Origin of the sequence: Sulfitobacter sediminilitoris (assembly GCF_010667575.1) — a bacterium.
In the GTDB taxonomy this organism is placed as follows: domain Bacteria; phylum Pseudomonadota; class Alphaproteobacteria; order Rhodobacterales; family Rhodobacteraceae; genus Sulfitobacter; species Sulfitobacter sediminilitoris.
In genome coordinates this window covers 38,300-64,334 of record NZ_JAABNT010000007.1, presented here as the reverse complement: position 1 = coordinate 64,334, position 26,035 = coordinate 38,300, and the positions used below count along the sequence as shown (strand labels likewise).

General features: G+C 60.3%; 22 protein-coding genes. 12 read left to right on the top strand and 10 right to left on the bottom strand.

Translation table 11 applies throughout. The features are described 5' to 3' along the window. Nucleotides 1–266: 266 nt before the first annotated feature. Nucleotides 267–2,462 carry a primosomal protein N' gene (locus GV827_RS12655; protein ID WP_164354171.1) on the bottom strand — a complete coding sequence of 732 codons (2,196 nt, stop codon included), beginning with the start codon at nt 2,460–2,462 and terminating at the stop codon, nt 267–269. Between the two features lie 126 nt (nt 2,463–2,588). On the opposite strand from GV827_RS12655, the gene fsa reads away from it, so the two are divergent. The 3 genes from fsa (at nt 2,589) to GV827_RS12640 (ending at nt 5,262) form a co-directional block, all read left to right on the top strand. Beyond that, nucleotides 2,589–3,242, top strand: coding sequence for a fructose-6-phosphate aldolase (gene fsa / locus GV827_RS12650; RefSeq protein WP_164354170.1), 654 nt, complete (start codon nt 2,589–2,591; stop codon nt 3,240–3,242). Between the two features lie 365 nt (nt 3,243–3,607). After that, nucleotides 3,608–4,315 carry a DUF484 family protein gene (locus GV827_RS12645; RefSeq protein ID WP_164354169.1) on the top strand — a complete coding sequence of 236 codons (708 nt, stop codon included), beginning with the start codon at nt 3,608–3,610 and terminating at the stop codon, nt 4,313–4,315. Continuing rightward, on the top strand, nt 4,312–5,262 hold the full coding sequence (locus tag GV827_RS12640) for a tyrosine recombinase XerC (protein WP_235930350.1): 951 nt from the start codon (nt 4,312–4,314) through the stop codon (nt 5,260–5,262). Before GV827_RS12645 ends, GV827_RS12640 begins: the two co-directional genes overlap by 4 nt. A 130-nt stretch (nt 5,263–5,392) precedes the next feature. On the opposite strand, the gene meaB is transcribed toward GV827_RS12640, so the two are convergent. Continuing rightward, nucleotides 5,393–6,364 (bottom strand): methylmalonyl Co-A mutase-associated GTPase MeaB, encoded by a 972-nt coding sequence (gene meaB / locus GV827_RS12635; RefSeq protein ID WP_164354168.1) that lies wholly within the window; start codon nt 6,362–6,364, stop codon nt 5,393–5,395. Between the two features lie 81 nt (nt 6,365–6,445). On the opposite strand from meaB, the gene hrpB reads away from it, so the two are divergent. Further along, nucleotides 6,446–8,860 (top strand): ATP-dependent helicase HrpB, encoded by a 2,415-nt coding sequence (gene hrpB, locus GV827_RS12630; RefSeq protein ID WP_164354167.1) that lies wholly within the window; start codon nt 6,446–6,448, stop codon nt 8,858–8,860. A 90-nt stretch (nt 8,861–8,950) separates the two neighbouring features. Here hrpB and GV827_RS12625 read toward each other — a convergent pair whose 3' ends face one another. Genes GV827_RS12625 through GV827_RS12615 form a run of 3 tightly spaced genes read right to left on the bottom strand, consistent with a single transcriptional unit; the run spans nt 8,951 to nt 12,068 of the window. Next, nucleotides 8,951–9,472, bottom strand: a complete 522-nt coding sequence (locus GV827_RS12625; RefSeq protein ID WP_204325867.1) for a hypothetical protein — start codon at nt 9,470–9,472, stop codon at nt 8,951–8,953. Then, complete coding sequence (locus GV827_RS12620; RefSeq protein ID WP_164354165.1) at nt 9,448–11,091, bottom strand: hypothetical protein; 1,644 nt, start codon at nt 11,089–11,091, stop codon at nt 9,448–9,450. Before GV827_RS12620 ends, GV827_RS12625 begins: the two co-directional genes overlap by 25 nt. After that, nucleotides 11,088–12,068 (bottom strand): membrane dipeptidase, encoded by a 981-nt coding sequence (locus tag GV827_RS12615; protein ID WP_164354164.1) that lies wholly within the window; start codon nt 12,066–12,068, stop codon nt 11,088–11,090. Before GV827_RS12615 ends, GV827_RS12620 begins: the two co-directional genes overlap by 4 nt. Before the next feature lie 136 nt (nt 12,069–12,204). Here GV827_RS12615 and GV827_RS12610 point away from each other — a divergent pair, with 136 nt between their 5' ends. From GV827_RS12610 to GV827_RS12595, 4 genes are all read left to right on the top strand, one after another. After that, nucleotides 12,205–12,816, top strand: a complete 612-nt coding sequence (locus tag GV827_RS12610) for a 2-hydroxychromene-2-carboxylate isomerase (protein ID WP_164354163.1) — start codon at nt 12,205–12,207, stop codon at nt 12,814–12,816. Between the two features lie 94 nt (nt 12,817–12,910). Continuing rightward, nucleotides 12,911–14,113, top strand: coding sequence for an NAD(P)/FAD-dependent oxidoreductase (locus GV827_RS12605; protein ID WP_164354162.1), 1,203 nt, complete (start codon nt 12,911–12,913; stop codon nt 14,111–14,113). A gap of 22 nt (nt 14,114–14,135) precedes the next feature. Beyond that, entirely contained in the window at nt 14,136–14,972 is an 837-nt protein-coding gene (locus GV827_RS12600; protein WP_204325877.1) for an NAD-dependent epimerase/dehydratase family protein, read from the top strand. 178 nt (nt 14,973–15,150) lie between these two features. Beyond that, the gene (locus tag GV827_RS12595; protein ID WP_235930349.1) at nt 15,151–15,561 is read left to right on the top strand and encodes an Hpt domain-containing protein; all 411 of its coding nucleotides are present in this window, start codon (nt 15,151–15,153) and stop codon (nt 15,559–15,561) included. Here the strand turns inward: GV827_RS12595 and GV827_RS12590 are convergent. Continuing rightward, the gene (locus tag GV827_RS12590) at nt 15,534–15,902 is read right to left on the bottom strand and encodes a response regulator (protein ID WP_164354160.1); all 369 of its coding nucleotides are present in this window, start codon (nt 15,900–15,902) and stop codon (nt 15,534–15,536) included. The genes GV827_RS12595 and GV827_RS12590 overlap by 28 nt on opposite strands. 410 nt (nt 15,903–16,312) lie before the next feature. Here GV827_RS12590 and GV827_RS12585 point away from each other — a divergent pair, with 410 nt between their 5' ends. Further along, entirely contained in the window at nt 16,313–19,528 is a 3,216-nt protein-coding gene (locus GV827_RS12585) for a bifunctional cytochrome P450/NADPH--P450 reductase (RefSeq protein WP_235930348.1), read from the top strand. A 91-nt stretch (nt 19,529–19,619) separates the two neighbouring features. Here the strand turns inward: GV827_RS12585 and GV827_RS12580 are convergent, their stop codons facing one another. Both GV827_RS12580 and GV827_RS12575 read right to left on the bottom strand, forming a co-directional pair. Beyond that, on the bottom strand, nt 19,620–19,901 hold the full coding sequence (locus GV827_RS12580; RefSeq protein ID WP_164354159.1) for a hypothetical protein: 282 nt from the start codon (nt 19,899–19,901) through the stop codon (nt 19,620–19,622). Between the two features lie 366 nt (nt 19,902–20,267). Further along, on the bottom strand, nt 20,268–20,735 hold the full coding sequence (locus tag GV827_RS12575) for a phasin family protein (RefSeq protein ID WP_164354158.1): 468 nt from the start codon (nt 20,733–20,735) through the stop codon (nt 20,268–20,270). 342 nt (nt 20,736–21,077) lie between these two features. On the opposite strand from GV827_RS12575, the gene GV827_RS12570 reads away from it, so the two are divergent. Together GV827_RS12570 and GV827_RS12565 are read left to right on the top strand one after the other, a co-directional pair. Further along, on the top strand, nt 21,078–22,343 hold the full coding sequence (locus GV827_RS12570; protein ID WP_164354157.1) for a DUF445 domain-containing protein: 1,266 nt from the start codon (nt 21,078–21,080) through the stop codon (nt 22,341–22,343). A gap of 57 nt (nt 22,344–22,400) precedes the next feature. Continuing rightward, on the top strand, nt 22,401–22,829 hold the full coding sequence (locus tag GV827_RS12565) for a phasin family protein (RefSeq protein ID WP_164354156.1): 429 nt from the start codon (nt 22,401–22,403) through the stop codon (nt 22,827–22,829). 69 nt (nt 22,830–22,898) lie between these two features. Here the strand turns inward: GV827_RS12565 and GV827_RS12560 are convergent, their stop codons facing one another. Next, on the bottom strand, nt 22,899–23,672 hold the full coding sequence (locus GV827_RS12560; RefSeq protein ID WP_164354155.1) for an esterase/lipase family protein: 774 nt from the start codon (nt 23,670–23,672) through the stop codon (nt 22,899–22,901). Nucleotides 23,673–23,812: 140 nt separating this feature from the next. After that, the gene (locus GV827_RS12555) at nt 23,813–25,231 is read right to left on the bottom strand and encodes a WS/DGAT/MGAT family O-acyltransferase (RefSeq protein WP_164354154.1); all 1,419 of its coding nucleotides are present in this window, start codon (nt 25,229–25,231) and stop codon (nt 23,813–23,815) included. A 323-nt stretch (nt 25,232–25,554) separates the two neighbouring features. Between GV827_RS12555 and GV827_RS12550 the strand changes: the two genes are divergently transcribed. Continuing rightward, nucleotides 25,555–26,031 (top strand): MaoC family dehydratase, encoded by a 477-nt coding sequence (locus tag GV827_RS12550; protein ID WP_164354153.1) that lies wholly within the window; start codon nt 25,555–25,557, stop codon nt 26,029–26,031. The last annotated feature ends 4 nt before the right edge of the window (nt 26,032–26,035 follow it).

Below are 26,035 nucleotides of genomic sequence, written 5' to 3'. Positions count from 1 at the left end.
CCAAGAGAAATCCTCGAGGGGCCCCTTCAGGGGATACGATGATTTCTCTTGGGAAGACGGCGGCGTTCTGTCAGGCAGGCCCTGCGCAACGGCGGCTCCGAAACTCTTGGTTTTGGTGAGCCAGCAGCGCCGACCGGTTCATCACCCTAAACTCCCTTTGCCACCGGGCGCCCTGCGAAGAAGCCCGTGAGGACTGATGAGCACATGGGGAAAGGACCGCCGCTAAACCGGTTCGAGGCATCGCCCCTCTGTTGGACAGGCGCACCCTAATAGAAACTCTGCGGATCAATATCCACGGCCAGCCGTAGATCACCCTTCAGTCGCACCTGTGCGACCCATGCCGCCAATGCCTCCTGCAAGGGCGCCGATTTCTCTGCCTTGACCAAAAGCCTGACCCGATGCCGCCCCCTGACCCGCGCAATCGGGGCCGGTGCTGGCCCGAAAACCTGCGCCCCGATCCGGCGCAGCGGCGCGTCCTGCCGCGCCAGCAGGTTGCCTGCATCGAAAACCTGCGCCACATCCGGCCCCGACAGGATAATGCCGGCCATGCGCCCGTAGGGCGGCACGCCCGCCTGTTTGCGCTCGGCCGCTTCCGCCGCCCAGAACGCTTCCTCATCGCCCGCCAGAATGGCCCGGATGACCGGATGCTCCGGCTGGTAGGTCTGCAAGAGCGCCGTGCCCGGGGCTTCGGCCCGCCCGGCCCGCCCGGCAACCTGTCGCATCAACTGGAACGTCCGCTCCGCTGCGCGCAGATCCGAGCCCATCAACCCAAGGTCGGCGTCGATGACGCCAACGAGGGTCAGGTTCGGGAAATTATGCCCCTTGGCCACCAGCTGCGTACCTATGACGATATCCGCAGCCCCCTCCGCAATGCCCGCGATTTCGGCCTTCAGCGCACGGGCCGATCCGTACATATCCGAACTCAGCGTCGCAATCCGCGCATCGGGCCAGATTGCCGCCGCCTCCTCGCCCAGCCGCTCCACCCCCGGCCCCACCGCGGCCAACCGTCCTTCGGCCTCGCAGGACGGGCAGGCCTCCGGCATCGGCTTGCTCTCGCCGCACTGGTGACAGATGAGCCGCTTGAGGAACCGGTGTTCCACCATCCGCGCGTCGCAGTGATCGCAGCCAATCTGGTGCCCGCAAGCCCGGCAGAGCGTGATCGGCGCATAGCCCCGGCGGTTGATGAAGAGCATCGCCTGCTCGCCCTTCTCCAGCCGCTTGTTCACCTCAGCTTGCAAGGTGGGCGACACCCACCGATCCGATGGCAACCCCTCGCCCCGCATATCAATTGCGCCCATCGTCGGCATCACCGCAGGGCCGAAGCGTGAGGTCAGATCCAGCCGCCGGTACTTGCCTGCCTCCACATTAGCCCAGCTTTCAAGCGATGGCGTGGCCGAGGCCAGCACCACCTGCGCCCCACAGATTGCTGCGCGCAGCACCGCCATGTCCCGCGCATTATAAAGAACGCCCTCTTCCTGCTTGTAAGAGGTGTCATGCTCCTCATCGACCACGATCAGCCCAAGGTTCTGGTACGGCAGGAAAAGCGCCGAGCGTGCCCCGATCACCAACTGGCACTGGCCCTGCCCCACCATCCGCCAGATGCGCCGCCGCTCTGTCATCGTGGCCCCCGAATGCCACTCCGCAGGCTTCGCGCCAAAGCGTTCCTGCACGCGGGTCAGGAATTGCTCGGTCAGGGCAATCTCGGGCAGCAGCACCAGCGCCTGCCGTCCGGCCCTCAACGCCGCCGCCACCGCCTCAAGATAGACTTCGGTCTTGCCTGATCCCGTCACGCCCCGCAGCAACGTCGTGCCATAGGCTTCCGACCGCACACCGTCAGCCAGCACAGCCGCCGCTGCTGCCTGATCCTCGGTCAGTTCCTTACCCGGCATATCCGGATCAAGCCGCGCATAAGGCATGTCGCGCGGCGCGTCCTCTTCGCGCACGCCGCCCTGTTTGGCCAATCCTTTGACAACCGATGACGTCACGCCCGCCATCTCGGCCAACTCCTTCAGTGTGAAGGACAGATCTCCGTAGTCCTCCAGCACCTCCAGCACCCGTCGCCGCGCATCTGTCATCCGCTCCGGCACCTGATCGCCGCGCCGGTAGACCTTGCGCATCGACGGCGGATCACCCAGCCCCGGTGCGCGCGTGGCCAGCCGCAGCATCGCGGGCATCGTTGTCAGCGTATAGGCCGCCGCACGTTCCAGAAACACGCGCATCTCCTCGCGCATCGGGGCGGCATCCAGCACCCGGATCACATGACGGATCTTGGACAGGTCATAATCGCCCAGGCCCGGCCCCCAGATGACACCCAGCACCTTGCGCGGCCCCAGCGGCACCTCGACAAAAGCGCCCAGATGACAGCCGCCTTCGGGCGCGCGGTAATCCAGCGCGCGGCCCAGGGGCTGCGTGGTCAATACGGCCACAAGATCACCATGATCAAAGAATTCAGGCAGGCTCACCAAAGGTTCCAAAGCTCGTTTGCGCAATTGAGGCTTTAAGCATCGCAGATCATGCGGTAAAGCCAAGGCAAGCTCATTTGTGTTAGCGTTAACACAACAGACATGCACCAAGCGGAGACCTGCCACATGAAATTCTTTGTAGATACTGCCGAAATCGAAGCCATCGCCGAACTGAACGAGCTGGGCATCGTGGACGGTGTAACGACCAACCCGTCGCTGATCCTGAAATCAGGTCGCGACATCATGGAAGTCACCAAGGAAATCTGTGATCTGGTTGACGGTCCGGTCAGCGCCGAGGTGGTCGCGATGGAAGCCGAGGCCATGATTGCAGAAGGCCACAAGCTGGCCGAGATCGCCGATAACATCGCCATCAAACTGCCGTTGACGTGGGACGGTTTGAAAGCCTGCAAGGTCCTGTCGGGCGAAGGGCGCATGATCAACGTGACACTCTGCTTCTCTGCAAATCAGGCGCTCCTGGCAGCCAAGGCAGGCGCGACGTTCATCTCGCCTTTCATCGGGCGTCTGGATGACATCCACCTTGATGGCATGGACCTTATTCAGGACATTCGAACCGTCTATGACAATTATGGGTTCGAGACAAATATCCTCGCCGCGTCCATCCGTTCCGTGAACCACGTGCAGGATTGCGCCCTGATTGGCGCGGATGTGGTGACCGCGCCCCCGGATGTGATCAAGAAACTGTCCACGCACCCGCTGACCGACAAGGGGCTTGAGCAGTTCATGGCCGATTGGGCCAAGACGGGTCAGAAAATCCTTTAAGGATCAGCGCCGCAGCGCTTCGAGCAATGCGCGCAGTTCCGCTGGGCTCAGCGGAAACATCTGACTGGGTCTGTTGGGTGTCTTGATCATGGCGAAATCCTAAGGTGCAGAGGCAGCTTGCATCAGGGGAATTTCGCCATATCACTCCCCAGATGCAGCAAAACCGTGTTGATTGCGTGAAAATGCAGCGGCATTTGATGAACCTTCGGCACTTTTTCGACCCATTTGGCGCAGGCAGGCGGCGCTGCACACCGTTCATTGCCCCCGCCTGACACCGATCCGCCACAGGTCATCAATTGCACAAACGGGGGGCAGATTTCCGCCTGCCCCCATGTTATACGGATCGCAAATAATAAGAGACTACGATGAGCAGCAATCCCAAGATTGAAGACGCCCTGCGTGAGGCGATCATTTCGCAACCGGATGTGATTCTGGATGACAGTGACGTCATGCAGGCACTGATCGCCGCTAATGAGCGTGCGATGGGCGGAAATATCGTCGATCTGCGTGGCATCGCGATGGAACGGCTTGAGGCGCGTCTGGACCGGCTGGAGGACACGCACCGGTCCGTCATCGCCGCGGCTTACGAAAATCTTGCCGGCACGAACCAGATCCACCGCGCGATCTTGCGGATGCTCGACCCGGTGGAATTTGAACCCTTCCTGCGCGATCTGGGCGGCGAAGTGGCTGAAATCCTGCGTGTCGATGCAGTCAAACTGGTGCTCGAATCTGTCCAGAACGACAATGATCCCGCCGTACAGCGCATGGGCGAGGTGCTGAGTGTCGCGGAACCCGGTTTCATCGACGACTACATTACCCAAGGGCGCGGCAACATGGCCCGTCAGGTCACCTTGCGCAGCATTCAGGATGCCTCCGAGCATATCTACGGAGAAAAGGCCGACTGGATCCGCTCGGAGGCCTGTCTGAAACTGGATTTCGGCGCTGGTCGCCTGCCCGGCCTGCTGGTGCTGGGTGCGGAAGACCCGCATATGTTCGGTCCCCAGCAAGGCACTGACCTGCTAACCTTTTTCACCGGCGTGTTTGAGCGTGCCATGCGCCGCTGGCTGTCTTGAGCGGGCCGGATCTCTCTGAAAGTACCGGGCTGATCAGCCCCGCCGCGCGCGACGCGTTGCAAACATGGCTCGAACATCAGCGCGCCCTGAAAGGGGCCGCCGAAAACACGATCACCGCCTATCAGGGCGACGTTGCGGATTTTCTGGCGTTCATGACGCAGCACAAGGCACAGCTTCAGGGGCTGGGCGCGCTTGCGAAAATCACGATCACCGATATGCGCGCATGGATGGCACGCACGCGCGGACCCAACGTGGGGCCAAGGTCGATGGCCCGCAAGCTGTCAGCGGTAAAGGCCTTCTATCGCTGGCTGGCCGAGCGCGAGGGGTTTGAACCTACCGCGGTCCTGTCCACCCGTGCACCGAAGTACCAAAAGAAACTGCCGCGCCCCCTGGCGGTGGACGCGGCCAAAGCGCTGATCGACTGCGTGGAAATCCAGTCAGACCGGCCATGGGTGGCCGCCCGCGACGTCGCGGTTCTGACCCTGCTCTGGGGCTGCGGTCTGCGCATTTCCGAAGCGCTCGGCCTGAAAGGCCGCGATGCGCCCCTGCCCGACACGCTCAGGATCGTCGGCAAGGGCGGCAAGGAACGCGTGGTGCCGGTCCTGCCCGCTGCCCGCGATGCGGTCGAGGCCTATTGCCGGCTTTGCCCTCATCCCCCCGAGGCAGACGGTCCCCTGTTCCGTGCGATCCGGGGCGGCGCGCTCAGCCAACGGGCGATTGCACAGGTGATGGCCGACGCACGGATGCAGTTGGGATTGCCCGCCACAGCAACACCACACGCAATGCGGCACAGTTTCGCGACGCATCTCCTGGATGCAGGTGGCGATCTGCGCGCGATCCAGGAATTGCTGGGCCATGCGTCGCTCTCTACCACGCAGGCGTACACGGCGGTGGACACAGCAAGGTTGATGGAAGTCTACAACCGGACCCACCCCAAGGCTGGTTAATTATTAATTAACAGCACCTGAGCGCATGATTTCACGCATCAAATCAGGAATTACCCACGGGCAATCCCGATACTATTGCCGCTTATTGTGAAGAACGCGGTTTGAAAATTCCCGGATTTCCCGCATTGTGCTAGCCGCCCAAACGATCCACGAAGGCCTGCGCTGCAACCGAAGGGTCCGCCTCTCCTGCCGCCACCTCATCACTTAACGCCTCCAGCGCCGCTTTGGCCTCTGGCTCCTGCAATCGGGCCAGTAAGCGCTGTTTCACGTCTTCCGTGAACCAGTACCGCGCCTGCGTCGCCCGCGTGCGATCCCAGAAGTCATGCTCTCGCCGCCAAGCGGTCAGCTTCTCCATCGCTTCCCAAGCTGTCTCAAGCCCGCTTTCCTCCAGCGCGGACACCGTCATCGCGCAGGGATACCCTTCCGGATCCTGCGGCCGCTTGCGCAGCAATCGCAAGGCCCCCGCGTAATCCGCGCAGGTCCGTGTCGCCGCTGGCTTCAGATCGCCATCGGCCTTGTTGATCAGGATGATGTCGGCCATCTCCATGATCCCCCGTTTGACGCCCTGCAGCTCATCCCCGCCCGCCGGGGCCAGCAGCAGCAGGAAAAGGTCAGACATCTCGGCCACCACGGTTTCCGACTGGCCCACGCCCACTGTCTCAATCAGCACCACGTCAAAGCCTGCCGCTTCGCACAACCGCACCGCTTCGCGGGTGCGCCGGGCCACACCTCCCAGATGGGTCTGGCTGGGCGAGGGCCTTATAAAAGCGTTCTTCTCCCGGCTCAGCAAATCCATGCGCGTCTTGTCCCCAAGAATCGACCCGCCCGACCGCGAGGACGACGGATCAACCGCCAAAACGGCCACGCGCAATCCCTTGCGGATCAGCATCATGCCAAAGCTTTCAATGAAAGTGGATTTCCCCACGCCCGGCGTCCCGGACAACCCGATGCGCAGCGCCTGTTTGTCCTGCGGCAGCGCCGCCAGCAGGTCTGCCGCCTGCGCACGGTGATCCGCACGACCGGATTCAACGAGTGTGATGGCCCGCGCCAGGGCGCGCCGCTCTCCTGCGCTGACGCGCTGTGCAAGGTCTTCGATATCCATGGGCCATCTTTTGCGGATGGCTGCTGGATTTGTCCATCCCCCGGCCTTGGCCTTGTCCCTGCTTTGACAGATAACAACCCCATGTCAGACGCCCTGCCCATTGATGCCGTCCTGCCCGAGGTCATTGCCGCCCTGCGCGCGGCGGGACGCGTCGTGCTGCAGGCACCACCCGGGGCGGGCAAGACAACCCGCGTGCCGCTGGCGATGCTGGACGCCGGGATCACGCAGGGCCGGATTATCATGCTGGAGCCGCGACGCCTCGCCGCCCGCGCCGCTGCCGAAAGGATGGCACAGACGCGGCGTGAAGAGGTGGGCCAAACCGTCGGTTACCGCGTGCGCGGCGCCTCGGCTGTCAGCAAGGCGACGCGGATCGAGGTCGTCACCGAAGGGATCCTCACGCGGATGTTGCAGGATAACCCCGAACTGCCCGGCGTCGGCGCGGTGATCTTCGATGAATTTCATGAACGCTCCCTCAATGCCGATCTTGGACTGGCGCTCTGCCTCGAGGTCGCAGAGGCGCTGCGTGACGATCTGCTGCTGGTGGCCATGTCCGCAACGCTTGATGCCGCCCCGGTGGCCGATCTGATGCAGGCGCCGGTTGTCACCTCTGAGGGGCGCAGCTTTCCGGTCGCGTCGGTCTGGCTCGACAAACCCGTCGGCAACAGGCGTCTGGAAGAGGCAACCGCCGATCTGGTGCTGAAAGCTCTGTCCGAGGCACCGGGTTCGGCCCTCGTCTTTCTGCCCGGCGAAGGCGAAATCAGGCGCACCGAAGCCTTGTTGAAGCCGCATATCCCGCCGGATTGTGTGCTTGCCCCGCTCTTTGGCGCGATGGAGTTCAAGGCGCAGCGGCAGGCGATTGAACCCGCGAAAGAAGGTCGCAAGATTGTGTTGGCGACATCCATCGCCGAAACCTCGCTGACCATCGAAGGCATCCAGATCGTGGTCGATGCGGGCCGCGCCCGGCGGGCGCGGTTCGATCCATCCTCTGGCATGTCGCGGCTGGTTACCGAGAAAGTCACCCGGGCCGAAGCCACGCAACGCGCAGGCCGCGCCGGGCGTGTCTCCGAAGGCGTCGCCTATAAACTCTGGACCAAAGGCGAGGAAGGCGCGCTTGCCGCCTATCCCCCGGCCGAGATCGAAGCAGGCGATTTGAGCGGCTTTGCGCTGGAACTCGCGCTTTGGGGAGCAGAGGCTGCCGATCTGGCCTTTGTCACGCCGCCACACGAGGGGCGGCTGGATGAGGCCCGTGCCGTGCTGCAGATGCTGGACGCGCTCGATGCGCAGGGGCGCATCACCGATCACGGGCGCGCCCTGGCGCGGCTGCCGCTGCACCCCCGGCTTGCCCATATGGTCAGCCGTGGCGGCAAGCGGGCGGCGACACTGGCCGCGCTTTTGGCAGAACGCGACCCGATGCGCGGCGCGGGCGTGGATCTGGCACAGCGGATGGACGCGGTTGAGGGAAAGCGCACAGCCACCCAGCCCCATGCCCCCACCATTGCGCGGATCCGACAGGAAGCGAAACGGCTGGCGCGGGGACAGTCGGACGATGGACCCAATGATATCGGACCGCTCGCCGCCCTCGCCTATCCTGACCGCGTTGGCCTGCGTCGCAAGGGCGATGCGCCGCGCTTTGTGCTGTCGGGCGGCAAAGGGGCCGTGTTGCCCGACAGCGATCCCATGGCGGGCGAGCGCTTGATCGTGGCCACGGACCTTGACGGGGATCCACGCGAGGCCAAGGTCCGACAGGCCGCCCGGTTGACCGAAGCAGAACTGCGTGGGCTCTTTTCGGACCAAATCGTCTGGCAGAACCTGTGCCAGTGGTCCCGGCGCGATGCCCGCGTGCTGGCGCGCAAACAGGAACGCTTTGGCGCTTTGGTGCTGGATGACCGCACTTGGCCTGACGCGCCAGCTGACGCGGTTGCTCTGGCCATGCTTGATGGGGTGCGACAGTTGGGCCTGAACCCTGCCCCACCCGCGCAGCGGTTTCTGGCGCGGGCGCGCCTGATGGGGCCGGATTTCCCCGATTTCAGCGATGCCCACCTGATGGAAACGCTGGAGGACTGGCTGCTGCCACATCTGGACGGCGTGCGCACAGCGGGCGAGTGGAAGAACTTCGACCTGCTCCCGGCCTTGCGTGCGCGGCTCAGCTGGGACGCGCAACAAGAGCTTGATCGCGCAGCGCCTGCGCATTTCGTGACGCCATTGGGCCGAAAGGTACCAATTGATTACGACGGGGACGCGCCGCAGATCGCCCTGCGCCTGCAGGAATTGTTCGGCGTCACGCGGCATCCGCAAGTGGCAGGTCAGCCGTTGCAGATTACGCTGTTGTCCCCCGCCCAGCGCCCGGTACAAGTGACGATGGACCTGCCCGGTTTCTGGGCCAGTTCCTATGCGGATGTGCGCAAGGATATGCGTGGCCGCTACCCGCGTCATCCCTGGCCAGAAGACCCGACACAGGCTGATCCAACCTTGCGTGCCAAGCGACGCGGCACCTGATCCGATTGCGCCGCTAGGCCGCATTCGATCTCGATTAATCGAGGCTCTACCTCGGAAGCATCGCAGTATTCACAGCCACAAAGAAAAGGCTCAGTCGTTGTCCGTCAGACCCGCCCCGGCACCTGAGAGGCGGGAGGCGTCGCTCTCCGGCACAAGGATTTGCGCAGCAAGCGTTTGCATGTGCTGGAAAAGGTCGTCAGGCAGTGTGACCCGCGCAACAGGCCGCATCTTGTTCGGGGTGGTGAGCGTCAGGGAGAGGTTCAGTTTGTCGCCTTCTTTACGGGCGACTGCCTCAAAGGGCTGCGATTCCGCATAGCTGAGCATCAGGACGGCATCAGCAGTCACGGGCAAGTGCGCCGAGGCGACCTCGCCTTCGGCTTTCTCTATTACTTGCGCAAAGACCAGCGGCAAGGACAGGATCGGGCCGCCGGGCAACGCATTCAACGCATCCGACAAGGCCGCAGGTCCGCGGTGATTGATCAGGTGGCAAAGCGCCGCGCGCCCAAAATCCGCGGCCTGTGCAGGCGGCGCGCCGCCGCCGCGGGCGGCCTTAGCCGCGAGCGTCGTGATTTCATTTGCCGAGACCATCATGCTGCGAAAACCGGCAACCACCAGTCGTCCGGATTGCTTTGCAGCTCATCGGCCAGTGGCGCGCCCTGACAAAGGGTGATGCGCGTCCAGCGGTCGGACTTGGGGTCGAACTTGGAGGCACCGAAGAACGATAGCTTGCAGCGTAGCATGTCGATAGGCAGACAAGAGGTCGCGATGAGATTGTCCTGAATTTCGGCGTAGGGATAGCGGTCGCCCATCTGCACGCGGGCTACGGCAAGGCCATGCGCCGGGTGTGCGGCGAGGAAAGCAGAGACAGATCCAGACGCTCCTTCACTCCCCGCATAAAGCGCCTTGATCCGACGCCCAATGTCGAGCGGGCTTTCCAGTTCAGCACCCGGTTCTTCGAACCGCAGGCCAAGGCGCGGCTCCTGCTTGGCTTCGGAGACATACCAGAACTGGCCGCAGCCCTCTGGCGCATCGTAATCATGGGCCAGCGCCCATGCGAAATTTGTCTCGATCTGCTGACGCAGGGCCGCGATGTCGCGCATCGGGGAACACAGCGGGCCAAAAGGGTCACCCATGCAGTCGGCAAGCCCATCAACCAGATCACCGAAAGGTTCAATGATCAGTGCCGCGGTCAGTTCCTGCACATCGCAGGATTTGCCAGATACGCTGTTCATCACGGCATCAAGTGCGCGGTTGCCTGAGAAATCGAACCCGGCGCGTGCCTGGTCCCAATCGGCGCGCAACGCGTCGATGCGCGACTGGTGTTCAGGGTCCGGGACATTCCACTCCCGCAGATGCACAGCAGCACGTTCTGCGAGCGCGTGCAGGCGATCCTGTTGTTCTGGCGCGAGGCTTTCGATTGCGCGGACGCGCGCCAGGGCCGTTTCACGCACCGTCATCCAGTTGTTCAGCAAAATCGGGTGATTGACCAGAAACGGGGCCATTCCCAGCCCGGTGGAATTGCCGATGCCCAGATGCCGTTTCAGCGCCGGATCAAGCCGCCCCTGCCCCACATGTTCGACCAGATCGTGGGTGAAATGACGGATCAGCCAGACGGTCAGCATTTCCGCCGCAAAGGGGCCTTCAAGGCCGGGACGTTCGTCAATCAGGTTGCGGTCGGCGATGCCGAATTTGCCGTTGCCGTAAACGGCTGTGGTGCGCATCAGGTAACCGACGTCGCGGATCATGTCGCGGTCTGGCTGATGGCCCGCGCGCAGGGCGTCCACCACGTGGGCGAAAAGGCGCACCGACTTGTTCGCACGGCTCAGGATCAGGTCGCGCTCAGTGAAACGGGCCGCTTCCTGTTTCGGTGCGGCTGCGCAAATCCGCGCGATCTCGGCAGCGTCCGGCACACCGTCATAGAGAACATAAGAACTGTCCCAGGCTTCCGCGATCACCCGGTCCGTGCGCATCTCTGGCGGCAGGTCGGTGGAAACGGCGACAAGGCTGTAGGTGTGCCCGCCCAGATCAAGGCTATAGACCGCGTGGCCGAAACCGTCGTCGGACATCTCCCAAACCGGTCGGGTGACCACCACGTTCTCCGCCGCGAGCCGTCGCATCAGGCTGCGCAGAAAACTGAGCCGCGTGGGAAACATCGACCCCATACGCGCAAGGCGCATCACCTCAGAGGCGGGGCGCAGGCCGGTCTGGGGGGGCGTGATGTCGTCCTTCATGCCGGGCCAAAGCTTTCTTCATAGAACCGCAACCAGTTGCCACCCATGATGCCGTCAACGTCTGCGCTGCTCATCCCGGTGGCCACCAGACCGTCGCGGATGTTGCCGAAATCACGATTGTCGTTGAACCACGTGGGCATGGGCGGGAAGCCCGCGTTGCTGACAGAGCCTTCGCCGTAGTCGATGACCTTGGACCAGCGGCCAACGCGCATCCATTCCACCACGCTGTCGGGCTGATCCTGGCAGAGGTCCGTGCCGATACCAAGATGACGCGCACCGTAACGGTCGGCGGCCTCTGCAATCATGCCGCAAAAGCTTTCCAGCGTGCAGTCCGTACCGCCTGCGAGGTGATGCGGATAGACCGAAAACCCCAGCATCCCCCCTGCCCCGGTCAGCGCCTTCAGCACCGTGTCAGATTTGTTGCGCAGCGCGGGATGCCACCAGTGTGGATTGGCATGGGTGATGGCGATGGGGCGGGTAGAGTGTTCGATGGCCTCAAGTGTGGAGCGTTCGGCGGAATGGCTCATGTCCACGACCATGCCGACGCGGTTCATCTCGGTCACCACCTGACGCCCCATGCGGGTCAGGCCGGTGTCGTCGTCCTCGTAACAGCCCGTCGCAAGCAGCGACTGGTTGTTGTAGGTCAGCTGCATGAAGCGGATGCCAAGCTGGTGGCAAATCTCTACCAGCCCGATGTCATCTTCGATGGGGCTGGGATTCTGGAAGCCGAAGAAGATCGCGGTGCGGCCTTCGTTCTGGGCGCGGCGCACATCTGCGGCAGTGGTGCCTTTGAAGATCAGATCGGAGTGATCCTCGAACCAGCGGTTCCAGCGTTCAAGGTTCAGCACCATTTCACGGAAACTCTCGTGATAGGCGATGGTGACATGCACCGCATCCACGCCGCCCTCACGCATCTGTTGAAAGATGCGCGGTGAGAAGTTGGCGTATTGCAGGTTGTCGATCAGGGGCGTTTTCATAACGGCATCATGGCGCGGCCAGCCCTACGGCTCAATGTCGAAAACGACGCTTGTTGTGCCCGCGCGTCACAAGATGTTTTTGGACACATTGCTTTCACCGTCTGGCTGGCCGAGAGTGCCGACAGGAGACCACGCCATGAGCCAACCCAAGACGATTGAATATTTTTACGCCGCGCATTCCGCCTATGCCTATCTGGGGGCATGGGAATTGAAGAGAATAGCCGATGAAGCCGGTGCAAACGTGATACACCGGCCCTTTGGCTTTGCCCCCGTGATGGCAGCGGCAGGCGGCAAGGGGTTCGGAGAACGGAGCAAGGCGCATCTGTCGTATTTCTTTGGCCGGGAGATGGTGCGTTGGGCCGAATGGCGCGGGTTGCCGATGATCCGGCACCGGCCCACGTACCATGACAATCCGCTGGCGCTGGCCAATGGGGCGATCATTGCGGCGGGAGAACGGGCCGGCCCATTGAGCCGGGCGCTCTTGCAGGCGCATTGGCGCGATGATGCGGATATCGCCGATATTGATACAGTGCGGGATCTGGCCGAAGAGGTCGGGCTGGACGGAGCCGCACTGATCACAGCGGCGCAGAGCGCAGAGATACAGGCCCAGCACAAGGCCAACACCGATGAGGCGATTGCGCGATCAGTCTTTGGCTCACCGACCTATTTCGTGGATGGTGACATGTTTTATGGGCAGGATAGGCTGTTCATGGTGGAGCGGGCGCTTCAGACACCTTTTGAGGCCTGAAAGCAAAATGCGCAGCAGGTGTTCACAAAGATTTACGCGCCAGCCATCGCTACGATAGACCAGTTCTGAGAACCCTCTGGAATCGGTGGAGTACATGGGCACTACTGCGCATCAATCATACGACGTGGTCATTGTCGGCGGTGCCATCTACGGCTCATCCCTGGCGTGGTGGCTTGGGCAGATGCCGACCTTTCAGGGCCGGGTGCTGGTGGTTGAGCGTGACCCGACCTATGCCTTCGCCTCTACCAGCCACACAAATTCCTGCATCCGGCAGCAGTTTTCAAACCGGACGAACATCCAGATTTCGCAATTCGGCGCAGAGTTCATCAAGAATTTCCGCAGCTTCATGGGCGGCGATCCAGAGGTGCCGCATCTGACATTGCAGAGCTTCGGGTACCTCTACCTTGCCGATACGCCAGCCTTTGCGCGAAACCTGAAGGAAAGTCAGCAAGTGCAGGTTTCCCTTGGTGCGCAAACAAGGCACATGAGCCGCGATGAGATAGCTGCCGAATATCCGTTCTATCAACTGGATGACATCATCGCGGGCAACCACAACAAGGTGGACGAGGGCTATTTCGACGGGGGCACGATGTTTGACTGGTTCAAACGCATGGCCCGCCGCAACGGTGTTGAATATGTCACCGACGAAGTGGTGGGTATGTCACTGAACGCGGCAGGCACATCCGTTGAAAGCGTCACGCTGAAATCGGGGGCGACTGTCGGTTGCGGTATCGTCGTGAATGCCTCCGGTCCCCGCGCGGTGGCGACCTCGAACATGGCGGGGATCGATCTGCCGGTGCGGCCACGCAAACGGTATTCCTTCGTTTTCGATGCCGCACATCCGTTGGACCAGGACTTGCCGCTGACAATTGATCCGTCTGGCGTGCATGTGCGTTCCGAAGGGAAGTATTACCTCGCGGGCTGCCCCCCGGACGACGACACTGACGTGGCCTTTGACGATTTTGGCTTTGACCATTCCATCTGGGAAAACAAGGTCTGGCCCGCCATCGCCACCCGCATCCCCGCGTTCGAGCAGGTCAAGGTGATCAATGAATGGGTGGGGCATTATGCCTATAACACCTTTGACCAGAACGCGATTGTCGGGCCCCATGACCGCGTGGGCAATTTCATGTTCATGAACGGTTTTTCCGGGCACGGGCTGCAGCAGGCCCCGGCCATCGGACGCGGCATGGCGGAATGGATCACCTACGGCGCATACCGTTCGCTCGACCTTGCGCCTTTCACCTACACGCGCCTTGAAGCGCAGCAGGCTTTCGTTGAGAAAGCCGTCATCTGATTAACGGGAGACGACCATGAAACTGAAGAAACTCGTGCTAACCGGGGCCGCAGGGCGGCTGGGCTCCTACTTGAGAGAGCCCCTGTCCAAGATGTGTGACGAATTGCTCAGCACGGATATTTCCGATGACATCGGTACGCTCTATCCCGGTGAGACTTTCGTGAAGGCTGATATTGCGAAGTTCGACGAGGTCGAGCCGCTGCTGGAAGGCGCGGACATGGTCGTTCATTTCGGCGCCATCGTGGATGAACGCCCGTTCGAAGAAATGCTGGGGCCGAATTTCGTGGGCTCTTACAACGTTTGGGAAGCAGGCTATCGCCACGGCGTCCGCCGGGTGGTCTATGCCTCATCGATCCATGCCGTCGGCATGTATCCCAAGACAGAGTTTATCGATACCGAAGTCCCGCACCGACCCGACACGTTTTATGGTCTTGCCAAGTGCTTTACCGAGGACCTTGGCCGCATGTACTGGGAAAAGCGTCAGATGGAATCCGTTCATCTGCGCATCCTGAGCGCGGCACAGGTGACCAATCCGCGCGCGCTGGGGTCATGGCTGTCCTATGATGATCTGATCCAGCTGGTGACACGTGCGATCGACACGCCCGTCGTCGGCTTTACCATCGCCTACGGCGTCTCCAACAACGACCGCGCCCCGGTCGATAATGCACGGGCGGCGTTTCTGGGGTATCGCCCCAAAGACAATGCAGAGCAGTTTGCCAAAGAAATCCTTGGTGAGGCCGAACCGGCCGATCCCATGGACAGCGGCACCATGTGCCATGGTGGGCCATTTGCCTCGGTCGAACTTGGGCAGAGCGCTGTCAAAGGCATGGGCATTGTGGATGATCGCAAGAAGACGTGATGGACCCATTGGTTTTGCTGTCGGCACGGGGGATCAGGGTGTTTGATCCCCAATTCCGCTCAGGTTTCATGCGATAAATTTCGCTTTCGTCAAAATTGCGCCACAGTCAGCCGTCATCTTTCGGCCGAGGATGGCAAAAACGGCCTGCGCCCTGTCATTGTGAAGGTGCGACAGGCCCATGACGAAAGATGCAGAACGCATGAAAGATATGGTAGACACGCTTCCCGGTATTGAACGGGTACGCAGCAGATTCCTGACGATGTTGCAGGATCGCAAAGAACGCATTGCAGCACATATTCTGGCCGCCTGGGAGGGCGAGACGCTGGACGATGTGAATGATAATCTGGCCAAGACGGAGGCAATCCTGCACCAGATTTCAGGGACGGCCGGTACGTTGGGATTTTCGGACCTCGGTACGCATGCGCGTTCGTGCGAAGGCAAGATCATCGCTCACCTCAAAGGGCCTGATGCGGACCTCGCGATCTGTCCCGGCGAGTTGATCCACGAGATCGATGCATTCGTGATCGCCTGTGAAGACGTGATCGATGCCGATGTCTGCGCTCAGGTTTCCAAAACGGCCTTGATCTGATCCGCCAGTGACATCGGATCGAAGGGCTTGGCGATCACATCTGCAGCCCCGGTTTGCCGTAACTCTTCCAATTCGGCCGCCTGCGCGCGGGCGGTCATAAAGATGGCGGGTACCTTTTCCAGATGCGGCATCTTGCGCATCTGTTCCAGCGTTTCGGTGCCCGTCAGACCCGGCATCATCATGTCCAGCAGGATGACATCCGGGGTAAAATCCTTGACGAAATTCAGCGCGTCCTCTCCGGACTCGCACTGGGTGATTTCAAACTCGCCCGACAACCCCAGTGCAAGTTCGGCAATCTCTCGAATGTCCGCGTCGTCTTCGACGTGAAGTAATTTGATCATTTCGCTTCCCGCGCTGAGGCCATATGCAAACTGCTGGGGGTCGGCCTGCCGCACCCCAGCGTGTGACCGATTAAAAATCAGACCCGCATGACGTAAAGACAGCCTGCCCACCCATACTATACCTAGCGCAGAGCCATGCCATGCGGCAATAGTCCTTAAAATCAGGTGCTTGACGCTCGTCACACTTGCATCGGACCCCCAGCGCGCAACCGATGGCGTAATCGTCAGCCTTATCAAGCGCGTGGACGCGGCCAAATCCTTGCGCTAGCTTCATCTGCAACATGGGGAGGATAGCGGCACGGGTAAAAGTCCGGTCGCGCAATCGGGCGGCACAAGGGGCCGGACATATCCTTTCCACAGCACACGACGACGTCCGGTTCTTGCCGGACCCGCATGGAAAGGACCTGAGTTTGACCGACACACCAAACACCGACGCGCCAAAGCTTGAACGCATCCCCATGCCAGACAAGGCCCCCCTGTTGGGCAATGTACTGTCCGTGGACAAGGATCAACCGCTGCAAAGCCTGATGGACCTGACGCGCAAGCTGGGGCCGATCATCCGCATGGACATGATGGGCACACCGCTGGTCGTCGTATCGGGGCATGAACTGGTCAAGGAGCTCTGCGACGAAAGCCGGTTTGACAAGGCGGTGCGGGGCAGCTTGCGCAGGGTGCGCGCGATTGGGGGCGACGGGCTTTTCACCGGTGACACGCAGGAGCCCAACTGGGGCAAGGCGCATAACATTCTGCTGCCCACATTCAGCCGTCAGGCGATGTCGAACTACATGCCCATGATGCAGGACGTGGCCAGCCAGCTGTGCATGAAGTGGGAACGCCTGAACGCCGATGACGAGATTGACGTGGTCCACGACATGACCGCCGTGGCGCTGGATACGATCGGCATCTGCGGGTTCAACTACCGGTTCAATTCCTTCTATCGCGAGGATTACCACCCCTTCATCACCGCGCTGACCAACACGCTGGAGACCTGCATGATGCAGCGTGGTCTGCCGTTTGAGCAGACCCTGCTCAAGCGCCGTCTGGACCAGATGGAAAAAGACGTGGCGTACATGAACAAGCTGGTCGATGACATCATCGCAGAGCGACGCAAGACCGGCGGCAGCGGTGAGAACGACCTGCTGAACTACATGCTGGAAGGCGTGGACAAGGTCACGGGCGAGAGCCTGTCAGACGAAAACATCCGCTACCAGATCAACACCTTCCTGATCGCGGGGCACGAGACGACATCGGGGCTGATGTCCTTTACCCTCTATTTCCTGATGAACCACCCCGATGTGCTGGCCAAAGCCTACGAGGAAGTGGACCGGGTGCTGGGGCGCGATATCTCGGTCGTGCCAACGCTGAAGCAGGTCAATCAGCTGCAATACGTCAGCCAGATCCTGCTGGAGAGCCTGCGGCTATATCCGACAGCGCCTGCCTTTTCGGTCTATCCGTACAAGGATGAAATCATCGGTGGGAAGTACAAGCTGAAGGAGCGCACCTTTACCACGGTGCTGACGTTGATGCTGCACCGGGACAAGACGGTCTGGGGCGAGAACGCGGAAGAATTTGACCCCGACAACTTCTCAAAGGAGGCAGTCGCGGCACGGCCCGTGGATGCCTACAAGCCATTCGGCAACGGGCAGCGGGCCTGCATCGGACGCCAGTTCGCCATGCAAGAGGCGGTACTGGTCATGGGGATGATCCTGCAACGGTTCGAATTGATTGATCACACCAATTACGAGCTGAAGATCAAGGAAAGCATGTCGATCAAGCCCGACGGCTTCAAGATGAAGGTGCGGATGCGCAAGGACATCCAGCGATCGACACTGGTGCCCGGCGCAGCGGCAGAGAGCGAAGCAGCGGCAGGTGGACTGTCAGAAAGTGCAAGCCGCCCAAGCCACGGGACGCCTGCGCTGATCCTGTACGGCTCAAACCTTGGGACGACCGAAGATTACGCGCGTGATCTTGCGCGGTCGGCGGACCTGAGCGGCTTTGATGTCACCCTTGGAGAGTTGGACGACTACACCGGCAAGCTGCCGAGCACGGGTGCGGTGCTGATTGCCTGCGCGTCCTATAACGGCACGCCACCGGACAACGCCCAGAAGTTCGTGCATTGGTTGGAGAGTGCCGAGGCAGGTGCAGCGGAAGGTGTGAATTTCGCTGTCTTCGGCTGCGGTCACAGCGACTGGGTGGCGACCTTTCAGGCGACACCGCGCACGATTGACGAGCGGCTGGAGGCGCTGGGTGGCACACGCATGGTGGCGCGCGCCGAAGGCGATGCGCGTGACGATATCGATGAACAGTTCGAGGCCTGGGCCGGGCCGCTTTGGGGCAACGTCGCAAGCGCTTTGGGGCTTGAGATTGATTTGAGCGACACGGGGACGTCAGAGCCGCTGTATCACGTTGAGGTTCTGTCAGGAGCTGAGGCCAATCCGGTTGCAGCCGCCGCAGGGGCCAAACCAGTGACCGTGCGAGAAAACCGCGAATTGCAGAATGTGGACGCGTCGCACCGGTCCACCCGGCATATCGAGGTCGATCTGGCCCCCGGCATGACCTATCAGACCGGCGATCACCTGAGCGTGGTGCCGCGCAATTCGGACGCGTTGGTGGGCCGCGTGCTGCGCCGCTTTGGGTTTGGGGTGGACACGCAGGTGCGCTTACGTTCAACGGCGGAAGAGCACAGTCAATTGCCGACCGGCAACGCCGTGAGCGTGGTCAAGCTGCTGACGGATGCGATTGAGCTGCAACCGGTTGCGTCGCGCAAGGATGTGGCGACGCTGGCGCGGTATACTGAATGCCCCAAGTCCAAGCCTGCGTTGGAGGCATTGGCAGGGGATGACTACAAGGCCAAGGTCCAGCAGAAGCGCGTGAGCGTTCTGGACCTTCTGGAAGAATTCCCGGCCTGCGAACTGCCCTTCGGCGTCTTCCTTGAGCTGATGCCGATGATGACGCCGCGCTATTATTCGATTTCGTCCTCTGCGATGCAGAGTCCGGAGCGGTGTTCGATCACTGTGGGCGTCGTGGATGAACCCGCGATTTCGGGCAACGGTCAGTTCAAAGGGGTCTGTTCCAATTATCTTGCGGATTGTCCTGCTGGCACGACCGTTCAGGCCAGCCTGCGGGGCACGTCGGATGGGTTCCGCCTGCCGGATGATCCTTCCGCACCGGTGATCATGGTCGGGCCGGGCACCGGGATCGCACCGTTCAGGGGCTTCTTGCAGGAACGCGCCGCGCTCAAGGCAGCGGGCAAGGATCTGGGCGACGCGATGCTGTTCTTTGGCTGCCGCCATCCCGATCAGGATTTTATCTATCAGGACGAATTGGAAGGGTTTGCCAAGGATGGGCTGGTTGATTTGCACGTTGCCTTCTCTCGGGCCGAGAAATCAAAGGTATATGTGCAGGACCTGATCCGCGAACAGCGCGATGCGATTTGGTCAATGCTTGAAAAGGGCGCCAAGATTTTCGTCTGCGGCGATGGCAGCCGGATGGAGCCGGATGTGCGCCGGGCGCTTTCGCTGATCTATTCCGAAGAAAAAGACGTGAGCGCGGAAGCGGCGGATGCCTGGATGGATCAGATGATGTCCGAGGATCGCTATGTGCTGGATGTTTGGGTTTCGACCTGACGGTTTGGCACCGCTGCCTGTGGAAAAATGGAACGCCGCGCAGTCCGAGTGCTGTGCGGCGTTTCTATGTTGAGTGGTGAATTGCCAGCAGTCAGGCGTTCTTGAGCAGATCGTCCAGCGCCGAAGACACATCGCGGATCTTGACCAGACCGGCGTTCGACTGGGCATGCAGCGACTTCAGAACGGACATCTTGATTTCTTTCGTCACCTTCGCAGGCTGCGCGGGCTTGGCGCTGGATTTCGCAGCAGCGCGGTATGCTTTGGCAGGTTTGGACGACATCGCAGCACGCATGGGGCGCGGCCCCTGCGCCTTTTGATAGGCGTTCATTCCCAGTAGCGCCGACGAGATGGCAGGCTTTTCGATCGTATGCATTGTTTATCCCCAGATAAGCAGCATCAACCATCAGGGGAAATCGACTGCGGATCAAACAAATTCCTGATCTTGGACAGATTTCTGCCATATTCGGAATTTTTTGAGGATCAATCGGGCCAAAACAGTTGGATCGTTCAGCAGCGCGCAACACTGGGCCCGCTTTGATGATGAAATAAGGCAGTGATGTGGCCATCTTCGATTCGCTTGTCGGCAGAGAGGGGACAGCACCTGGCGCGGTGGCGAGCGAAGGATCATGCAAATTTGTTGCAGCGTTGAGGAAGGACGTTCCTTAAAACAGAAGAAAGCCCGCGGGGAGGACGCGGGCTTTCTCTTTATGGGCTATCAAGCCCGACGTGAGGCTGAGGTTTAGGCAGCTTTCTTGTCGGACGATGGCCACATCTTTGCGTACCCTTCGCGCAGCGAACCGGTGTTCTCGGCCGCGACTTCACGTACGTAGTCGTATGCGGAGCGGACGTGCTCCATGTTCTGAGCAGTGTGCTCACGCACATACTCGGACTGGATTTTTGCCGCTTCGGAAACGCTCTTTGCTTCTGCCAGTTTTTCAACGGCGGCCAGAGTGTGGTTCACGTTGGCGAATGCTGCTTCGGCAATGCCGCCAAGGATGTTGGCGTAGCCTTCTGCGGCGCGCTTCAGCGTGTCTTCCAGCTGGGCGTTATATGTCTTGGAGCTTTCGTAGATGCCTTCGACGCGCTCTTGAGCGGTGTCGGTGGTGCGCTTTACGAACTCACGTGCGCCTTCGGTGACTTTGTTTGTCACGTCGGCTGTTGTGTCTTTTGCGGTTTTGGTCGCTTTTGCAGTTGTCTTCGTTGTCATTTCTTCATCCATTCTTTTCTAAGCCATGTCTGGGTCCCGATTGCTCATCAACCCGGGATGACCTGTATATAGGACAACCAATGCTGCACTGCAACATTTTCGAAAAGTGACGTGGCGTCGCAATACGTCAACTTTGGATTTTTTGTTTTGTTACAATTATTTAATGATCTTTCCACTGGGTGTATCCACTTGTTTCACCCGCGAAAGGTCAATGCTGCGACGCCGAAAAACGAGATCCCTCCTCCTGCCAGACGCCAAATTGCTGCACAGCAGCATTCTGATTGCAGACCCGCTGAGCCTCGGTATAGGTTAGTACATCCCGACGCTTTGACAGAGAGCCCCATGCGCGACCTTGAAGGACAGGAAATCGAACGGCTTGCCGCCTTGCAGCGGATCAAGATGCTGGCGACGCTGGTACTGCTTGGCTGTTTCCTGCTGTTGATCCTGACAAAGGTGCTTGAGGCGCAGTTCCCCTCGCTTGCCATCGTCGCCGCTTTTGCAGAGGCCGCGACCATCGGCGGGATCGCCGACTGGTACGCTGTTGTCGCCATCTTCAAGCGGCCGCTGAACCTTCCGTTTCCACATACTGCCATTATCCCCAACAACCAGCACCGGATTGCCGACAATCTGGGCGGGTTCATTGAAAACAACTTTCTGGCGCGCGCGCCCGTGCAGCAAAAACTGCGCGAGATCGACTTTGCCGGGGAGATGTCGCATTGGCTGGCCTCCCCTTCCCGGTCGCAGTCACTGGCGCGCTTCATCGTGCGGCTGGTGCCCCAGCTTCTGGCCTCGGTGGATGAAAAGGGGCTGGTCCGCTTTGCCTCTGACCGGGTGACGGGCCAGTTGGCGCGCACGGATATTGCGCCGCTGGTGGGTGATGTGATGACTTCTTTTACCAAGGAAGGGCGGCACCAGAAATTGCTGGATGAGGTCATCACCGCGATGCACCGATTCCTGAACAACTCTGACACTCTCGATGTGATCCGGGGCAAGGTCCAAAAGGAACTGCCCCTGTTTTTCAACATTCTGCAGGGTGACCGGCTGGTGCTGAACCGGTTGGTCCACGCGGCAACCGAACTGCTGAATGAGATCAAGGCAGACAAGGAACACCCCCTGCGGGAGGAGTTCGAGAGCTTTCTCAAGGACTACATCCGCAGGACCAAGCGCACCAAGACCTTTGCCAAGCGGGTGGAGACGCTGAAACAGCAGCTGTTGGCGCGCAAGGAATTATCGCAGGCGGCCGAGAGTATCTGGGAAAACCTGCGCCGCTACGTGATGGAGGACGTCGAAAAGGAGGATTCCGTGCTGGTTGCGCGGATGACAGACCTGTTCGTGGACATTGGCACCACACTGGAAAGCGAGCCGGACCTGCGGCGTGACATCAATGAAGGCATGATCACTGTCCTGTCCAACCTGATCGAAGAGCAGCGGGGCAATATCTCACTTTACGTGGCCGAGCAGGTCAAGAGTTGGGACATTCAGCAACTTCTGACGCTGATCGAAGTGAACGTGGGCCGTGATCTGCAATACATCCGGTTTAACGGAATGATCATTGGCGGTTTCGTGGGGGTAGCGCTGTTCCTGGTTGAATCTCTGCTGTTGCCGTAAGTGTTCTGGATACCTAAGCTAGGTCAGATTTGAATTCCCACAGGCCCGGAGGCACACATGGCAGACAAGAAAGACAGCAACCCCTTTATGGACATGTTCCAGAACTTCGGATCGAACCTGAACATTCCAAGCCCGGACCTGAGCAAGTTGATGGACGGCCACCGCAAGAACCTTGAGGCGTTACAAGCAGCGGCGCAGGTTGGATCGCAGGCTTCGCAGGAATTGATGGCAAAGCAGCGTGAGGCGCTTGAGACGGCCTTGGCCGATATCGCGGACGCGGTGCAGGAAGCCCAGGCCAGCGGGGCCGATCCGCAGGCAATGATGACATCCCAGATGGAGATGGCAAAGCGGTCCTTTGACATGACTGTCAAGAACGCGACCGAGATGTCTCAGGTGGTTCAGCAGGGCAGTACGGATGCCTTTGGTATCCTGAAGGACCGCGTGATGGAGAGCATCGCCGAGGTCACGGACAAAAAGAAAAGCTGATCCGAAGCATATCCAAATAGGAAAGGCCGGGCGATGACCCGGCCTTTGTCTTTTCTGGGGTGCTGTCCGTCAGATCGCGTATGTCGGCTTTGCATAGACGGCGGATTTGACACCGGAGCGGTCGAACTTCTTCCACGCGCCCTCGGGCTGGGACAGGCGGTCCGCGACCGCATAGACCGCTGCGGGGTGGTGGCCCAGACCGCAGTGGCTGGCCTTGACCTCGATGTTTTCGGTCAGGTCGGTGTCATGTTCAATGCAGTTCTGCCAGGCGCAGATGCCATCGGTCTTGCTGTAGATTGCCGTGGTGGGCACGGGGGGGGCAAGGTGGATGGCGCCGCCCATGTGCTGCTCACCTTCTTCGACCTTCTGGCCGCTGGCCATCTGGTAGACGCGCCACGCATTCGTGGCCCGCGGATCACCCCGGAAGGGGCTGCCCATCGAGATGACCTGACGGACCTTTTCCGGCATGATCTTGGCCAATTGGCGGGCGTAAATGCCGCCAAGGCTCCAGCCTACGAGGCTGACCTTTTGTTCGTATTTTTCGTGAAGCTCTAGCACGCGCGCGATCAGGCCATCTTCGACCCCGGGGCGCGGTCCGAAATTCAGACCAAGCTCCCAACCGTAGGCACGGTACCCTTTAGAACGCAAAAACCGCCGCAGGGCGACGGTCGAACGATCACTTGTGGTAAGGCCGGGCAGGACAAGAACGGGTTGTCCTTCGCCGCGCGGGGCCAGCGCCGTGAGCGTTGGCAGGGAAGCGGCAAACCCGAAGAGTTCGGGTATCGCGCGGCCTTCAAGCATTAAAAGCAAGCGATTTGGTGGGGTTGCGGCAGTTTCAGCCATGGCTGGTGCTCCTGTATCGCGCAATTTTGTTGCGCTTATACAGGATAAGATAAGCATTATATTTCGCTGTCAACGGTAGCCTTGCGTCAACCCGCCGCACCTTTGCGTGACCAAAGTCACATTCTAGCGTCCAAAAACGCTCAATCCGCAGGCTGCGCAGACTTCTCGACCGCTGCTTTCAGCTCTTCAAACGAGTCGATGAACAGACCGGCCAGAACATCCACATCGGGCACTGCGTTGTAGTCACAGGTGAGGCCGAAATCGAGGTGATCAATGTAGCTTTGCACCGTAACATTCAGGCCGACGCCGTGGGTGGCAATCGAAACCGGATAGAGTGCCGTCACCTTGGCCCCTGCGCAGTACAGCGGGAAAGGCGGGCCAGCATTGTTGGAAATGCACATGTTGACGACCTGCGGGATCACATCGGCCAATTTGGAATTGCCGTAGAGCTGCATGAGACCCGGCAGCAGGGTTGGCGCGCCGATGATCGTGAAATCAGACGGTGCAGCATCCTTGACCCCGCCGGCCATGGCTTTGGAAGCGCCGGATTCCTGCATGATCTTTTTCAGACGCTTTAGCGGATCGCCATAGTTCGTCGCCAGCGGCACGTTCATGCCAAAGACCTGATTGTTGATGTCCGTATTGCCGACCTCGCGCATGGAGATTGGCACAAAGGCAATCAGGGCCGCATCCGGCAATTGCTGCTTTTGCATGAGATACTTGCGCACGGCCCCGCTGGTGATGGCCATCACCACGTCATTCAGTTTGGCCCCTGTGGCCTTGGCGATGGCCTTGGCATCTAACAAAGAGATCGAACGCGCGGCATAGCTGCGCTTGGCCTCAACCGTCACGTTGAAGGGAGTGCGGGGGGCGAAGATTTGCGGCAGGCCCACTTTGCCGGACAGCAATGGCGCGATCATATCCGTCAGTTGGCCCATCATTTTCGGCACAGTCTCCAGCATGTTCAGCTGCTGGCGGACCACGTTCTGCATGATGTCGTTCACGGTCAGAATGGCGCGTTCAGGCTGTGTGGGAACGCGTGCCTCGGGCTTGGGTTCGGCGGGTTTGACCTCGCGTGGCTTTTCGCTCAGGTCATAAAGCGCCTGCGTGATGACCATCCCCGCACCGCCATCGACCGCCGCATGGTGGACTTTTGAGTAAAGGGCGGCCTGACGGTTCTCCAGCCCTTCGATGATGGTGAACTGCCAAAGCGGTTTCGTCCGGTCGAGCCGCTGGGAATGCAGTTCGGCCACCAAATCCTCAAGCTGCTTGCGATTGCCGGGCTTGGGCAGTTTGGCGGATTGGATGTGATAGTCGAAATCAAGTTCTCCGGCATCGACCCAGCCAGGGTGGTCCAGTTCGAAAGCGGCCTTGGCAAGTTTCATGCCGAAAATGGGGATCAGATGCACACGGCCTTTGAAGAATTCAGTGAAGTGTTTGTGGAATGACCCTTTGAACCCTTTGGGCAGGTCATAGAGCGTGAGCCCTGCGACATGCATGGGCGTCTGGTCCGTTTCCATATAAAGAAACGTCGCGTCGATTCCGCTAAGCTGCTTCATGAACTATCCTTATTGGGGTGTTTGACGTTACGTGTGCACTTGATCAGTTACTCAAGTCCTATAGGCTTGGTCAAGTTGCGTGGCTGCGCGCGGCCTCTGCCAGAAGCCTGTCACAAGAATGGTCGGGGCAGAAACACGGAGGAAATGCATGGGATGTATCTGGACGGAAACCGATCCGCCCGAGGCTGTAACCGCAGCCCATACGCTCACGCATGGATTGCCATTTTTTCCAATAATCGCCTTTTTTAGCACCCGGTAGGTCAAGACACAGGTCAACTGGCTCATTTGCAAAGATGGCCGCGGGCCAGAACGAGGAGAGAGACATGAGTGAGATCACTTTCGCCAATTTGGCAGACAAGACCGGCGAAATGCTGGGAACCTCCTCGTGGCATGAGATCACGCAGGACGCGGTAAATGAATTTGCCCATTGCACGGGGGACAACCAGTGGATTCATATCGACGTGGAGCGCGCAAAGAAGGAAAGCCCGTTTGGCGGCCCTGTCGCCCATGGGTACCTGACGCTGTCGCTGGTGGCCTTCCTTGCGATGGAGATTGGCGCGGTGCCGGGTGGCACGGCAGCGGCATTGAACTATGGTCTGGATAAGGTTCGGTTTCTGGCCCCTGTCCCGGTGGGGGCCAAGGTGCGGCTGCACGCAAAGCTCATGTCTTTTGAGCGCAAGGACAACGGCCAGTACCTGATGAAGACCGAGAATACGATGGAGATGGAGGGCGCTGACAAGCCCGTCCTTCTGGCCGAAAGCCTTGCCATTCTGGTGCCGGGCCCGGATGCGAAAACCTGAATTA

Bases quoted from the DNA above. Each gene is read 5' to 3' on its own strand.
- fsa (WP_164354170.1), top strand. From the start codon at position 2,589: ATGAAATTCTTTGTAGATACTGCCGAAATCGAAGCCATCGCCGAACTG.
- GV827_RS12645 (WP_164354169.1), top strand. From the start codon at position 3,608: ATGAGCAGCAATCCCAAGATTGAAGACGCCCTGCGTGAGGCGATCATT.
- meaB (WP_164354168.1), bottom strand. From the start codon at position 6,364: ATGGATATCGAAGACCTTGCACAGCGCGTCAGCGCAGGAGAGCGGCGC.
- hrpB (WP_164354167.1), top strand. From the start codon at position 6,446: ATGTCAGACGCCCTGCCCATTGATGCCGTCCTGCCCGAGGTCATTGCC.
- GV827_RS12620 (WP_164354165.1), bottom strand. From the start codon at position 11,091: ATGAAGGACGACATCACGCCCCCCCAGACCGGCCTGCGCCCCGCCTCT.
- GV827_RS12615 (WP_164354164.1), bottom strand. From the start codon at position 12,068: ATGAAAACGCCCCTGATCGACAACCTGCAATACGCCAACTTCTCACCG.
- GV827_RS12610 (WP_164354163.1), top strand. From the start codon at position 12,205: ATGAGCCAACCCAAGACGATTGAATATTTTTACGCCGCGCATTCCGCC.
- GV827_RS12605 (WP_164354162.1), top strand. From the start codon at position 12,911: ATGGGCACTACTGCGCATCAATCATACGACGTGGTCATTGTCGGCGGT.
- GV827_RS12595 (WP_235930349.1), top strand. From the start codon at position 15,151: ATGACGAAAGATGCAGAACGCATGAAAGATATGGTAGACACGCTTCCC.
- GV827_RS12590 (WP_164354160.1), bottom strand. From the start codon at position 15,902: ATGATCAAATTACTTCACGTCGAAGACGACGCGGACATTCGAGAGATT.
- GV827_RS12580 (WP_164354159.1), bottom strand. From the start codon at position 19,901: ATGCATACGATCGAAAAGCCTGCCATCTCGTCGGCGCTACTGGGAATG.
- GV827_RS12575 (WP_164354158.1), bottom strand. From the start codon at position 20,735: ATGACAACGAAGACAACTGCAAAAGCGACCAAAACCGCAAAAGACACA.
- GV827_RS12570 (WP_164354157.1), top strand. From the start codon at position 21,078: ATGCGCGACCTTGAAGGACAGGAAATCGAACGGCTTGCCGCCTTGCAG.
- GV827_RS12565 (WP_164354156.1), top strand. From the start codon at position 22,401: ATGGCAGACAAGAAAGACAGCAACCCCTTTATGGACATGTTCCAGAAC.
- GV827_RS12560 (WP_164354155.1), bottom strand. From the start codon at position 23,672: ATGGCTGAAACTGCCGCAACCCCACCAAATCGCTTGCTTTTAATGCTT.
- GV827_RS12555 (WP_164354154.1), bottom strand. From the start codon at position 25,231: ATGAAGCAGCTTAGCGGAATCGACGCGACGTTTCTTTATATGGAAACG.
- GV827_RS12550 (WP_164354153.1), top strand. From the start codon at position 25,555: ATGAGTGAGATCACTTTCGCCAATTTGGCAGACAAGACCGGCGAAATG.